This is a genomic window from Bacillus sp. AK031, from assembly GCF_053903065.1.
In genome coordinates, this window is record NZ_CP096424.1 from 3,932,382 (window position 1) to 3,945,651 (window position 13,270).

General features: G+C 47.0%; 13 protein-coding genes and 1 riboswitch. All 13 genes read right to left on the reverse strand.

The annotated features are described in order from the left end of the window. Nucleotides 1-169: 169 nt before the first annotated feature. Nucleotides 170-1,705 carry a bifunctional phosphoribosylaminoimidazolecarboxamide formyltransferase/IMP cyclohydrolase gene (gene purH / locus M1E09_RS20075; RefSeq protein ID WP_456272592.1) on the reverse strand — a complete coding sequence of 512 codons (1,536 nt, stop codon included), beginning with the start codon at nt 1,703-1,705 and terminating at the stop codon, nt 170-172. Between the two features lie 24 nt (nt 1,706-1,729). After that, nucleotides 1,730-2,320 (reverse strand): phosphoribosylglycinamide formyltransferase, encoded by a 591-nt coding sequence (gene purN / locus M1E09_RS20080; protein ID WP_456272593.1) that lies wholly within the window; start codon nt 2,318-2,320, stop codon nt 1,730-1,732. Nucleotides 2,321-2,447: 127 nt separating this feature from the next. Continuing rightward, nucleotides 2,448-3,494, reverse strand: a complete 1,047-nt coding sequence (gene purM / locus M1E09_RS20085; RefSeq protein ID WP_456272594.1) for a phosphoribosylformylglycinamidine cyclo-ligase — start codon at nt 3,492-3,494, stop codon at nt 2,448-2,450. 11 nt (nt 3,495-3,505) lie between these two features. Continuing rightward, entirely contained in the window at nt 3,506-4,927 is a 1,422-nt protein-coding gene (gene purF / locus M1E09_RS20090) for an amidophosphoribosyltransferase (RefSeq protein WP_456272595.1), read from the reverse strand. Next, the gene (purL, locus tag M1E09_RS20095; protein ID WP_456272596.1) at nt 4,903-7,134 is read right to left on the reverse strand and encodes a phosphoribosylformylglycinamidine synthase subunit PurL; all 2,232 of its coding nucleotides are present in this window, start codon (nt 7,132-7,134) and stop codon (nt 4,903-4,905) included. Before purL ends, purF begins: the two co-directional genes overlap by 25 nt. After that, nucleotides 7,118-7,804, reverse strand: a complete 687-nt coding sequence (purQ, locus tag M1E09_RS20100) for a phosphoribosylformylglycinamidine synthase subunit PurQ (protein WP_456272597.1) — start codon at nt 7,802-7,804, stop codon at nt 7,118-7,120. The genes purL and purQ overlap by 17 nt, the downstream gene beginning before the upstream one ends. Then, a complete protein-coding gene (purS, locus tag M1E09_RS20105; RefSeq protein WP_409252690.1) occupies nt 7,801-8,055 on the reverse strand; it encodes a phosphoribosylformylglycinamidine synthase subunit PurS in 255 nt (84 codons plus the stop codon). Before purS ends, purQ begins: the two co-directional genes overlap by 4 nt. After that, entirely contained in the window at nt 8,043-8,768 is a 726-nt protein-coding gene (gene purC, locus M1E09_RS20110) for a phosphoribosylaminoimidazolesuccinocarboxamide synthase (protein WP_456272598.1), read from the reverse strand. Before purC ends, purS begins: the two co-directional genes overlap by 13 nt. A gap of 160 nt (nt 8,769-8,928) precedes the next feature. After that, nucleotides 8,929-10,224, reverse strand: a complete 1,296-nt coding sequence (gene purB, locus M1E09_RS20115; RefSeq protein ID WP_456272599.1) for an adenylosuccinate lyase — start codon at nt 10,222-10,224, stop codon at nt 8,929-8,931. Next, a complete protein-coding gene (gene purK / locus M1E09_RS20120) occupies nt 10,221-11,381 on the reverse strand; it encodes a 5-(carboxyamino)imidazole ribonucleotide synthase (protein WP_456272600.1) in 1,161 nt (386 codons plus the stop codon). The genes purB and purK overlap by 4 nt, the downstream gene beginning before the upstream one ends. Beyond that, nucleotides 11,368-11,856, reverse strand: a complete 489-nt coding sequence (purE, locus tag M1E09_RS20125; protein ID WP_456272601.1) for a 5-(carboxyamino)imidazole ribonucleotide mutase — start codon at nt 11,854-11,856, stop codon at nt 11,368-11,370. The genes purK and purE overlap by 14 nt, the downstream gene beginning before the upstream one ends. 198 nt (nt 11,857-12,054) lie before the next feature. Next, nucleotides 12,055-12,156: riboswitch (purine riboswitch) on the reverse strand. Between the two features lie 77 nt (nt 12,157-12,233). After that, a complete protein-coding gene (locus tag M1E09_RS20130) occupies nt 12,234-12,431 on the reverse strand; it encodes an NETI motif-containing protein (RefSeq protein WP_456272602.1) in 198 nt (65 codons plus the stop codon). Beyond that, on the reverse strand, nt 12,424-12,960 hold the full coding sequence (locus tag M1E09_RS20135) for a DUF2179 domain-containing protein (protein WP_456275043.1): 537 nt from the start codon (nt 12,958-12,960) through the stop codon (nt 12,424-12,426). The genes M1E09_RS20130 and M1E09_RS20135 overlap by 8 nt, the downstream gene beginning before the upstream one ends. Nucleotides 12,961-13,270: the final 310 nt, after the last annotated feature.

Genomic DNA, 13,270 nt, shown 5'->3' on the forward strand with positions numbered 1-13,270 from the left:
TAAACTTTGAGTTTCCGCCGATAAACCAATCAAAAACGCTGATAAAACCGGCTTATCCGCTGATACCTCCTGGCTGTGCTGATGTTCGCCACCGCGAGACCGATTTCCGACAGAAATGGCTGTTATTCAACACAACCCCACCGAAATACACAACCATAACTACCAACGATTAATGTTTAAAGTGACGCACACCCGTCATCACCATAGCAATACCGTACTCATCCGCTTTCTTGATTGAATCTTCATCACGGATGGAACCGCCAGGCTGGATGATTGCGGTGATGCCGGCTTTTGCAGCTGCTTCGACTGTATCGTCCATCGGGAAGAATGCGTCGGATGCCATTGCTGCGCCTTCTGCCTTCACACCCGCTTGTTCCAAGGCAATCTTGGCCGCACCGACACGGTTCATCTGGCCTGCCCCGATGCCAAGCGTCATATCTTTATCCGCAACGACAATCGCATTGGATTTTACATGCTTTACGACTTTCCATCCAAGCTTCAAGGCTGCCCATTCTGCTTCGGTCGGCTCACGCTTTGTTGCTACTTTAACATCCGCATCTTCAAGACCGTACATATCGTCTTCCTGTACAAGAAGGCCGCCTTCGACAGATACATGTTTATTTTCAACTTTGCGTTCTGTATTGAATGGCACAGTCAACAGCCTGATATTCTTCTTGCCGGACAAGATTTCAAATGCTTTGTCTGTGAATGCTGGTGCAACGATGATTTCAAGGAAGATTTCTCGAAGCTTCATCGCTGTTTCCTCATCCACAGCCCGGTTCAAAGCAATAATGCCGCCAAAGATCGAAGTGGAGTCTGCTTCATAAGCCTTGTTAAAAGCCGCTTCAATCGTGCTGCCGGTTCCCACTCCGCAAGGGTTCATATGTTTTACTGCCACTGCTGCAGGCTCATCGAATTCCTTGATGATTTGAAGGGCTGCATTGGCATCGTTGATATTATTGAAAGATAGTTCTTTTCCATGAAGCTGCCTCGCCATCGCCACAGAGTATTCCGACCCAAGCTCCGTTCTGTAAAACGACGCCTTCTGATGGGGATTTTCTCCGTATCTCAGCGGCTGTTTCAGTTCATAGGTCACTGTCATCCTCTCAGGGTTTTCTTCCCCCGCCAGGTCTGTCATGAATTGAGAGATATAAGAATCGTAAGCTGCTGTATGGCGGAATACCTTGGCTGCGAGCCTTTTTCTCAGGAGTGCCGGCGCTTCGCCATTCGCCTTGATCTCGTTGATGATCATATCGTAATCCTGGGCGTCCACGACAACCGTTACATACTTGTGGTTTTTGGCAGCAGCACGGAGCATAGTCGGACCGCCGATATCGATATTTTCAATCGCTTCTTCTTCAGAAACATTCGGCTTGGCAATCGTCTGCTGGAACGGGTAAAGGTTGACGACCACAAGATCGATCGGCAGGATTCCCTGTTCTTCCATTTGCTGGCGGTGCCCTTCATTATCTCTTTTTGCAAGAAGGCCGCCATGAACTTTAGGGTGGAGAGTCTTGACTCTTCCTTCCATGATTTCAGGAAAACCTGTCACTTCTTCGATACCTGTCACGAAGATCCCATTATCAAGAAGGATGTTCTTTGTTCCGCCTGTTGAAATGATTTCATAATCAAGCTCTTGAAGTTCTTTGGCAAATTCCACAATTCCGCTTTTGTCTGACACACTGATGAGTGCTCTTTTCTTCATCTGGTATTCCTCCTTGTTATGCAGTCACAGACTCTTTGTTTTATGTGTTGAGGTCATAAAAATGTGGGTCAAGGTTTCCGGATACATATGATGTTCCATCTCCTGGATCTTCCGGTGAAGGGTGGCCCTTGTATCAAAAGGGGAAACCCGGACAGCCTCCTGGGCGATGATCGGGCCTGTATCCATCCCTTCATCAACGAAGTGGACTGTTACCCCTGTAATTTTGACTCCCGCATTGATCGCCTGCCCGATCGCATCTTTACCCGGGAAAGCAGGAAGGAGCGATGGATGGATATTGACGATCCTGCCTGAAAATTGTTCGAGCAATACCGGACCGATCAGCCGCATATAACCTGCAAGGACAATAAAGTCCACTCCCCTGCCCTGAAGCTTTCCGGCAATTTCCTGCTCAAACTCCGCTTTCGAGGAATAATCTTTTGGGTTAAAAACAAAAGTGGCGATTCCAGCCGCCTTTGCCCTTTCGATAACGAAAGCCTCCTCTTTGTCGCAGACAAGCATTTCGATTTTCGCCTGCAGCTTTCCGCTATGTACTGAATCAACAATCGACTGAAAGTTAGTGCCGCTGCCTGATGCAAATACTGCTATTGATTTCATTTTTCGTCCCCATTTCTGCCGTAGCTTTTTAATAGGCAAATACCTTGATAGGAAGATGAACGCCTAAATGAGTTTTAACAGAAGGACACTAACTTTCATTTATAAAAACAGTGTCTTCGCACCCATTTTATTCTTCTTGCGTATCACCTTCAACAAATCGGACTCCCTCGCCAGAAGTTACTTTTCCGATGATGTAAGCTTCTTCACCGAGTTCCTTGAAAAATTCTACTGCCTCTGCCGCTTCGGATGCTTCCAAAGCAATGACAAAGCCGATACCCATATTAAATATGTTGAACATTTCCTCATGAGGAATGCTTCCATATTCTTCAATCAGTTTAAAAACCTGTGGAACTTCCCAAGTCGTGCGGTCCAAATCAGCTCCAAGTCCTTCCGGAAGCATTCTCGGAACGTTTTCAATGAATCCGCCGCCGGTAATATGGGACATGCCTTTTATTGAAAATTTCTTAAGGGCTTCCAATACCGGTTTTACATAGATCCTGGTCGGAGTCAAAAGAGCTTCCCCAAGGGTTGCCTCGAGTTCTGGCATATACGTATCAAGCGCCAAAGCATGATCTTCCAAAAATACCTTTCTGACTAATGAGTATCCATTACTGTGTATACCACTGGAAGCCAGGCCGACTAACATGTTTCCTTCAGAAATATTGTCGCCGGTGATGATTTTGCTTTTTTCACAAGCGCCAACTGCAAACCCGGCAATATCATATTCATCTTCATCATACAGCCCCGGCATTTCAGCTGTTTCTCCGCCTGTTAATCCGCAATTTGCAAGCTCACAGCCGTCAGCCACACCTTTGACGATGCTTTCAATCTTCTCCGGCACCGCTTTTCCGCATGCAATATAGTCGAGAAAATACAAAGGCTCCGCTCCCTGGACAATGATGTCATTCACACACATTGCGACACAGTCGATCCCGATGGTGTCATGCTTATCCGCCATAAATGCAAGCTTAAGCTTCGTGCCGACACCATCTGTACCTGACACCAGAACAGGTTCTTTCAGTCCAAGCTCCGACAGGTCGAACATTCCGCCAAAGCCGCCAAGGGAACCGAGCATTCCGTTGCGCTTCGTTCTTTCCACGTGCTTCTTGATTCGGTTTACCGATTCATAGCCGGCATCAATATCGACACCGGCATTTTTATAAGCATTAGCCATTAGAGTTCCTCCTAGCGTACAAGCTCTTTTTCATATGGATGAAGGGTGTCGGGATAGATTTCTGTCGGGTATTTCCCCGTAAAGCATGCAAGGCAGTGTCCTCTGTTTTCAGAAGAATCATTGCGGCCGACCGCTTCGACCATTCCTTCTGTGCTCAAGAAGGTCAACGAATCTGCACCGATGATTTCCCTGATTTCTTCTACAGAACGAGTCGAAGCAATCAGTTCTTCATGTGTACTTGTATCAATTCCGTAATAGCACGGATTCTTGATCGGCGGTGAACTGATGACAACGTGCACCTCTGTCGCACCCGCTTCTTTTAACATCGTTACGATACGCCTGCTCGTCGTTCCGCGGACAATCGAATCATCGACCATAACAACACGCTTTCCTTCGACAACACCTCTGACAGGGGAAAGCTTCATCTTCACACCCTGTTCCCTGAGTGATTGGGAAGGCTGGATGAATGTTCTGCCGACATAACGGTTCTTGATCAAGCCCATTTCATAAGGAATGCCTGAAGCTTCCGCATACCCGATGGCACTGGAGATGCTTGAGTCAGGAACACCTGTCACCACATCCGCTTCGATAGGGGCTTCTTTCGCCAGCTGGATCCCCATCCGTTTCCTCGCACTATGAACATTGATGCCATGGATGTTGCTGTCTGGTCTTGAAAAATAAACATATTCCATCGTACAAATCGACGTCCCGCATGAAATTGTAAACTTCTCTGAAGTGATTCCTTCATCATTGATGATGAGCAGCTCTCCCGGTTCAACATCACGGATGAATTCTGCACCAGTGATATCAAAAGCACAAGTTTCAGAAGCTACACAGTAGGCGTCTCCGATTTTGCCTAGTGATAATGGCCTCAATCCATTCGGATCCAGCGCAACCATCATCTCGGTTTCGGTCATGATAACAAAGGCATAAGCTCCCTTCAGCATCGTCAGCGCATTTTTCACACGATCCTTCAATGACGGAAATCCGCTTCTTTTAATCAGGTGAGCCAATACCTCGGTATCTGAACTCGTCTGAAAAATACTCCCCTGGCTCTCAAGCTGGTGTTTCAGCGCATTGGCATTGACCAGGTTTCCGTTATGAGCGAGCGCAAGGCTGCCGCTTCCGGAATGGAAAAGCAGGGGCTGGACATTTTCATATCCGCCGCCCCCTGCTGTTGCATAGCGCACATGGCCGATTGCTGCTTTTCCGTTCAGGTTGTCAATCGCCCCTTGTTGGAAAACCTCTGTAACCAGGCCTTCGCCTTTTACACCTGTCAGTTTCTCTCCATCGGTCACAACAATTCCGGCGCCTTCCTGCCCGCGATGCTGCAGGCTGTGAAGGCCGTAATACGTCATCTGTGCCGCATTGCTGCTCCCCCAGATACCAAACACACCGCACTCTTCATTTAAGCCTTTGATTTCAGCAAGCATGGGATAGCTCCTTTCCAAGCTGTTTCCAATTCTTCAACCGTGGACAGAATAACTACTTTTCCGTCCTGGTCAACCATTTTCAGATAAGCTGAGTCATTGACTTCACCAACAAGTTTAGCTTCAGATATTTCTGCTTCGAACGCTTCTTTATATTCTTTTTTCACCGAAATAATGAAGCGGGATTGCGTTTCACTGAACAATTCAGCAGTCAGGTTTTCTCCGATACAAACCGTTGCCCCCAAGCCTTTTGTGCCGAAAGCCGATTCTGCCATAGCGACAGCAAGTCCGCCTTCAGCGATATCATGGGCAGAAGCAACATAGCCTTTGCGGATTGCATTCAACAGCGACTGCTGCCTTTGTTGTTCTACGTTCAAATCAAGTGAAGGTGACTGGCCAAAGATCTTGCCGTGCATCATCTTCTGCAGTTCGCTTCCGCCGAACTCTTCTTGAGCATCCCCGATGACATAAATTAAATCGCCGTCAGATTTAAACTGCTGTGTTGTAATATGTGAAAGGTCTTCCACCAATCCGACCATCCCTACAACCGGAGTCGGGTAAACCGCTTTGCCTTTTGATTCGTTATAAAGGGAAACGTTGCCTCCGATTACCGGTGTGGACAGCGTGCGGCAAGCCTCGCTCATTCCATCGACCGCTTTCTCGATCTGCCAGAAGATCTCCGGCTTTTCAGGGTTGCCGAAATTCAGGCAGTCTGTAATCGCCAGCGGTACACCGCCTGAGCAGACGATATTTCTTGCCGCTTCAGCTACAGCAATTTTTCCGCCGACTTCAGGATCAAGATACAAGTAACGTGAATTACAGTCCGTTGTCATTGCCAGTGCTTTTTGCGTGCCTCTGATTCTGATGACCGCTGCATCGGAACCCGGGCAGACAACTGTATTCGTACGCACTTGATGATCATATTGATCGTATACCCACTCTTTGCTTGCAATTGTCGGCTGCGTGAGCAGGCTTTTCAATGTATCTTTATAATCGATGATGTTCGGAATTTCCATGTTCATTTCCTGGAACTCCCTATAGTAAGCAGGTTCTTGTGATGGCTTGTTGTAAACTGGTGCATCTTCAGCAAGTGCATCGACAGGGACTTCAGCAACGATTTCGCCTTTATGAAGAAGTCTCAGCGTCCTATCATCCGTAACACGGCCAATTGCAACTGCGTCCAAATCATATTTAGAAACAATCTCTTCAATTTCAGCCTCGCGTCCTTTTTCCACGACAATCAGCATTCTCTCCTGAGATTCAGACAGCATCATTTCGTAAGGAGTCATGTCTTTCTCACGCTGAGGGACCAGGTCAAGGTTCATTTCGATACCGGATCCCGCTTTGCTCGCCATTTCGGCTGATGAACTTGTAAGGCCTGCAGCACCCATATCCTGAATGCCGACAAGCGCATCGGATTTAACCAGTTCAAGGCATGCTTCCAAAAGAAGCTTTTCCATGAACGGATCGCCGACCTGGACTGCCGGACGCTTCTCTTCTGACTCTTCTCCCAATTCCTCGGATGCAAAAGTTGCCCCATGGATGCCGTCGCGGCCTGTTTTTGCGCCGACATACATTACAGTGTTGCCTGTTCCGTGAGCGACACCCTTTTGGATGTCTTCATGGTTGATGAGGCCGACACACATGGCGTTAACAAGCGGGTTGCCTTCATAGGCAGCATCAAATTGGACTTCCCCGCCGACCGTCGGGATCCCGATACAGTTACCGTAACCGGCTATACCTGCGACTACCTCTTCAAAAAGGTACTTAACACGAGGAGAATCCAATTCTCCAAAGCGTAAAGAGTTGAGTAATGCGACTGGTCTCGCCCCCATCGAAAATACATCACGTATAATTCCGCCGACACCTGTTGCCGCGCCCTGGTAAGGCTCGATAGCGGAAGGATGATTATGGCTTTCAATTTTGAAAACAACTGCCTGCTTGTCTCCGATGTCAACGATTCCAGCTCCTTCTCCAGGCCCTTGAAGGACGCGCTCTCCTGTAACAGGGAACTTTCTCAGCACAGGCTTTGAGTTCTTGTAGCTGCAATGCTCAGACCACATAACAGAGAACAGGCCTGTTTCTGTGTAGTTAGGTGTTCTTCCAAGGATGTTCTCCACCATCGTGAACTCGTCATCCGTCAGTCCCATTTCACGGTAGATTCTCTCAGTCTTAATTCTGGCTTCATTCGGCTCAAGCATTAACGGCATGTTGTTCCCTCCAGTGCTTTACAATTGATTGAAATAGTTTTCGTCCATCAGCGCTTCCGAGCAGTTCATCCATTGCGCGCTCCGGATGCGGCATCATACCGAGTACATTTCCTGCCTTATTGGTGATCCCGGCAATATCGGCTGTACTTCCATTCGGATTCTTGCCTTCATATTTGAAAACGATTTGGTTATGACTCTTTAACTCTTCCAATGTTTTCTCATCACAGTAATAGTTGCCTTCTCCGTGGGCAACAGGGACATTCAGGATCTCGCCATTCTCATAGCTGCCTGTGAACAATGTGTTGTTGTTCTCCACTTTCAGCGGCAGTGTACGGCAGATGAATTTTAGCTGATCGTTTCGTAAAAGGGCTCCCGGAAGAAGTCCCGCTTCCAATAAAATCTGGAATCCATTGCAGACACCAAGGACCGGCTTACCGGCTTCAGCCGCTTTCACCACTTCTGCCATCACATTTGAAAAACGGGCAATCGATCCGCAGCGGAGGTAGTCTCCATAAGAGAAACCGCCTGGCAAAAGGATAGCATCATAGTCTTCGAGATTGTCGGCATCATGCCACACATATTCAACTTCTTCACCAATTTCATCTTTAATCGCATGGTACATGTCAATATCACAGTTCGATCCCGGAAATACGATTACAGCGAACTTCATTGGCCAACCAACTCCTCGATTTCATAACGGTAATCCTCGATGACCGGATTAGCCAGCAGCTTGCTGCACATTTCGTCGACCGCTTCTTCTACACTCTTGTCAGAAGGAGAGATTGTCAGTTCCATATACTTGCCGATGCGGACATCTTCCACCTGGCTGTAATTCATGCTGTGAAGGGAATTCTGAACTGCTTTCCCCTGTGGATCCAATACACTCTCTCTTAATGTGATGAATACTTTTACTTTGTACATGATTCTTTTCCTCCCAATCGTTCAAGAATAATAGAATAAACGTCTGTCAAATTCCCTAAATCTCTGCGGAACACATCTTTATCCAGTTTTTGGTTGGTTTTCACATCCCAAAGCCTGCATGTATCCGGCGAAATCTCGTCAGCGAGCATTATCGTGCCTTCACTGTCCTTGCCGAATTCCAATTTGAAATCAATCAGCTTGATCCCGATCTCAGAAAAAATTTCTGTCAGCACTTCATTGACTTCCAACCCTTGTGATGCTAAAAATTCCCGCTCTTCCTTATCCGCAAGCTCCAGCAATTCAATATGAGCATCTGTCAGCAGCGGATCGCCAAGGTCATCATCCTTATAATAAAACTCGACGATGCTGTGTCTTAAGGCTGTTCCTTCTTCCAAACCAAGTCTTTTCGCCAAGCTTCCGGCCGCAACATTTCTGACCACAACCTCCAGAGGAATGATGTCCACCTTTTTCACAAGCTGTTCATGCCCGGAAATCCTCTGGATAAAATGACTCTCAATCCCCTTGTTCTTCAGCTTCGAAAACAGCAAACTGCTAATCTCGTTATTCAAGACGCCTTTGCCGCTGATGTCCGCTTTCTTCTCCCCATTGAAAGCAGTCGCCGAATCCTTATATTCCACCCATACCTCTTCGCTGTTTTCCGTACTGTAGATCCTCTTCGCTTTACCTTCATATAAAAGACCCTGCTTTTCCATCCCTAGATCCCCTTTTCTATGTGGAAGATGTCTTCATCACTTTAAAGCGCTAAGAGGGCCAGGCCCTCTTAGTACTTTAACGCGCTAAAGATTTAATAGTAGCAATCTTCAGTCTATGTTTTATAAAAAAAGGAAGAGACCCCTCTCTTCCTTTATGGAATTACTTTAAACCGCAGCGTTCAAAGATGGTCTCGACATGCTTCAGGTGATGATTGTAATCGAAGCAATCATCAATTTCTGCCGGTGACAGCTTGGAGGTAATAACCTCTTCCCCTTCAATCAACGTGCGGAAAGGAACTTGTCTCTCCCATGCTTCCATCGCCTTAGGCTGCACTGTGTCATACGCTTCTTCACGCGCCATCCCTTTGTCGATCAGCGCAAGCAATACACGCTGAGAGTAAATCAATCCAAGAGTGCGGTCCATGTTGCGCTTCATGTTCTCAGGATAGACTGTCAGGTTTTTGACAATATTGCTGAAGCGGTTCAACATGTAGTTCAGCGCAATCGTCGCATCCGGCAGGATAACCCTTTCAGCTGATGAATGGGAAATATCGCGTTCATGCCAAAGCGGAACATTCTCATAAGCCGTCATCATATAGCCTCTGATGACACGCGCCATTCCTGTCATGTTCTCAGATCCAATCGGATTGCGCTTATGAGGCATTGCAGAAGATCCTTTTTGCCCTTTTGCAAAAAATTCTTCCACTTCACGCGTTTCACTTTTTTGCAGACCGCGGACTTCTGTTGCGAACTTTTCAATGGAAGTCGCAATCAAAGCGAGTGTGCCCATATAATGAGCATGGCGGTCACGCTGCAATGTTTGCGTAGAAACCGGAGCTGGTGTCAATCCGAGCTTCTCACATACATAGGACTCAACAAATGGATCGATATTTGCGTAAGTTCCGACCGCTCCGGACATCTTCCCGAATTCCACGCCGGCTGCAGCATCCTTGAAACGGTCAAGGTTGCGCTTCATTTCTTCATACCAGAGAGCAAGCTTCAACCCGAATGTCGTCGGTTCTGCATGCACACCATGTGTTCTTCCCATCATGACCGTATCTTTGTGCTCAATGGCTTTATTTTTTAAAATCTCAATGAAGTTTTCAAGGTCTTTCAAAATAATCTCATTTGCCTGGCGAAGCATGTAGGATAATGCCGTATCAACAACATCAGTGGAAGTCAATCCGTAATGGACCCACTTGCGCTCTTCTCCAAGCGTCTCTGATACCGCTCTAGTAAAAGCAACGACATCGTGCCTTGTTTCTTCCTCGATTTCCTTGATGCGGTCCACATTGAAACCTGCATTTTCTCTGATTTTGGCAACATCGTCTTTCGGGATGTCACCGATTTCAGCCCAAGCTTCACATGCTAAAATCTCGACTTCCAGCCATGCCTGGAAACGGTTCTCCTCTGTCCAAATCGCTCCCATTTCCGGGCGGGTATATCGTTCGATCATAATTGTTTTCCTCCGATCATTTCTTTACTGTTCCATATCTTTGTTTCTTCCAATTCTGTTAGCGTACCCTCTATATCATCAGTCAGGATGGTTACATGCCCCATCTTGCGTTTTACCTTTGCTTCATCTTTTCCATAAAGGTGGATGGACCAGTTTCGCTTGTTCGGAATTTGGCCGACTACCGCTTCCATATGTTCCCCAAGGATATTCACCATGAGGGCCGGCTTGATGATCGCCGTGCTTTTCAGCGGCCAGTTGCATACAGCCCGTATATGCTGGGCGAACTGTGAAGTCTCGCAGGCTTCAATTGAGAAGTGCCCCGAATTATGCGGTCGCGGCGCCAATTCATTCACATAGATGTCTCCCTCTTTTGTCAGGAACATCTCTACTGCCAGCGTCCCGATCATATCCAAGGTCTCCGCCACTTTTTTTGCTATAGTAACAGCGTTCTCATTGTCTGCACTAGTTATTCTTGCCGGAGCGATCGTCTGATGAAGGATGTTATCGCGGTGGATATTTTCCACTGCAGGAAATACGCTTATTTCTCCTGAAGGGTTTCTTGTGACAATGACCGAAACCTCTTTGTCAAAGGACATCCACTTTTCCATCACACAGGCTCCACCGGCAAGCAGTCCCGCCGCCTTCTCAATATCCGTTCCATCGTACAGGACGACCTGGCCTTTTCCGTCATAACCGCCTCTTGCTGTCTTCATGACAACAGGGTAGCCTAGCTTCTCTGCCTTTTCTCTCATCTCTGTTCTTTCAAAAATGACCTCATATGGAGCCACCTTCACCCCGCCGTAAACCAATGCTTCTTTTTCAGCGATCCGGTCCTGGGTGATACGGATCAGTTCCGCTCCCTGTGGGATATAGGCTTTCTCCGTCAGTTCCTTCAATGCTTCATAATCAATATTTTCAAATTCATATGTAACGACATCACTTATGGCTGCGAGTCGGCCAAGCGCTTCACGGTCTTCGAATGAAGCGGTGATGACTTCATCTGCAACCTGCGTACAAGGGGAGTCGGCACCCGGATCCAATACCGCGATCCTGAAACCTGCTTCCTTTGCGGCAAGAGCCATCATCCTGCCCAATTGGCCTCCGCCGATGATACCGATGGTCTGACCCGGATAAATGATTTTATTATTCAAGCTCATCACTGCTTTCCATCACTTTTTTTCTCAGGGCTTCTCTACTCGTATCCAGCTTTTGTGCCACTTCCTCATCTTGTGTGGAAAGGATCTGGGCTGCAAGCAGTCCGGCATTCTTCGCTCCGGCATCCCCGATTGCGACGGTCGCCACCGGGACACCGCCTGGCATCTGTACGATGGAAAGAAGCGAATCCATACCATTTAACGCCTTTGACTGTACCGGAACACCAATGACAGGAAGGGTCGTTTTAGCAGCAATCATGCCAGGCAGATGGGCTGCACCGCCAGCGCCGGCAATGATGACATTCAAACCTCTTTCCCGCGCTGTTTCCGCGTATCGGAACATCAAATCGGGTGTCCTGTGTGCAGAGACGACTTTTTTCTCGTAAGCAATTCCATATTCATCCAGTATTTCACAAGCATTCTTCATCGTTTTCCAATCGGAAGTACTTCCCATGACAACTCCTACCTTAGGCTGCATCTTTTTACCTCCTGAATGTATGTATTCGTCAAAAATTGAATTCTATTGGTGGTGATTCCGAGTGGTGCCTGGCACCTAATTTCACCTTTGCGGCAAACAAAAACCCGGATTAACGCTTCTCATGAGAGAAAGCAGTTAATCCGGGCAGTATCAGCCAATACACGTATCCCGTCAATAAGGGATGATGACTGTATATACCAGACAGCTACTTTCCCTCATAGTCCGGTCATTTACGGTAACCGGGTAGATACTTATGGGCCATATTCCCAAGATTATATGAGGGTATCGACTTGTTGATTTCATCATAACAACAGGACAAGGTAACTGTCAACGAAAAATCGAACGATAATAAATTTCTGAAAATTAATGTTCGTATTTTAGTCGATTTTTCTTCCTTCGAATATTATTTTTTGTCTTACAGGTACATATTCAACTTTGCCATTTTGCTTTTCTTCATGGAACACAGGCTTTTCCATTCTCTTTACAGGGGCATACCCTTCCTGTTTCATCCTGTCCAGGCAATCGGCAATGTTTTCGTTTTCTTCTACTTCAAATACTTTCTTGTTTTTACTCATTGGCAGACAAATTTTCCTTTCTGATTTTCCTTACTGTTTTCACCCAGAATCCACCGTGTATCGCTTTTGGTTCATAAGCGATGATAAAGGCCTTAGGGTCCAATTCTTTTATCGTCTGATACAATTTCATTTCATTTTTTCTCGGTGTCAAAATCTGCATCGCCATCCGGTCACCTTCCAGACCATGAGCTGCCCAGTTGGTCACACCATACCCTTTTGCCCTCAATTGGTCGGGCAAGGCTTTATCATAGTCTGCGGTGATGACATTGACGGTTATATACCCGAGTGCAAGCTTCTCTTCGATCTTCATGCCGACAATGACTCCAAGTCCATAGCCGACCGCATAGGCGACAAGATTCTGGATTTCATTCAGGTTATCCAGTACCAGCCCCAGGCCGACGACATAGATGACAACTTCGAACATACTTACAAAGGCCGCGACATAGCGATATCCCTTTAAGGTGAGAATCATTCGGATTGTAAAAAAAGAAACGTACACAATATTGATGATCAAAATGATGGCGACCATGATATAACTGTTTTCAAGCAATCTTGTTCCTCCTCTCCTGCCTTACGAATAGCCGTATCTTCTCGATTTCTACTTACTCTACTAGAATTTTCCCTTTTTGTGAACAGTTAATCCGTAATTCTTATATTAAATCAAGTTTTCGTGAGCTCTGACTGACTAGAAATGTGTTATGATTTCCGCTCCAGGCGTGCGACTCCGCGGGGCGTGCGGTGAGCCTCCTCGGCTTCGCCTGCGGGGTTACGTTCCAGTGGGTACGTAACCTTGGTCTCACCTGTCCCGCTAGTCCCGCAGGAGGTCGCACGCCTTCCGC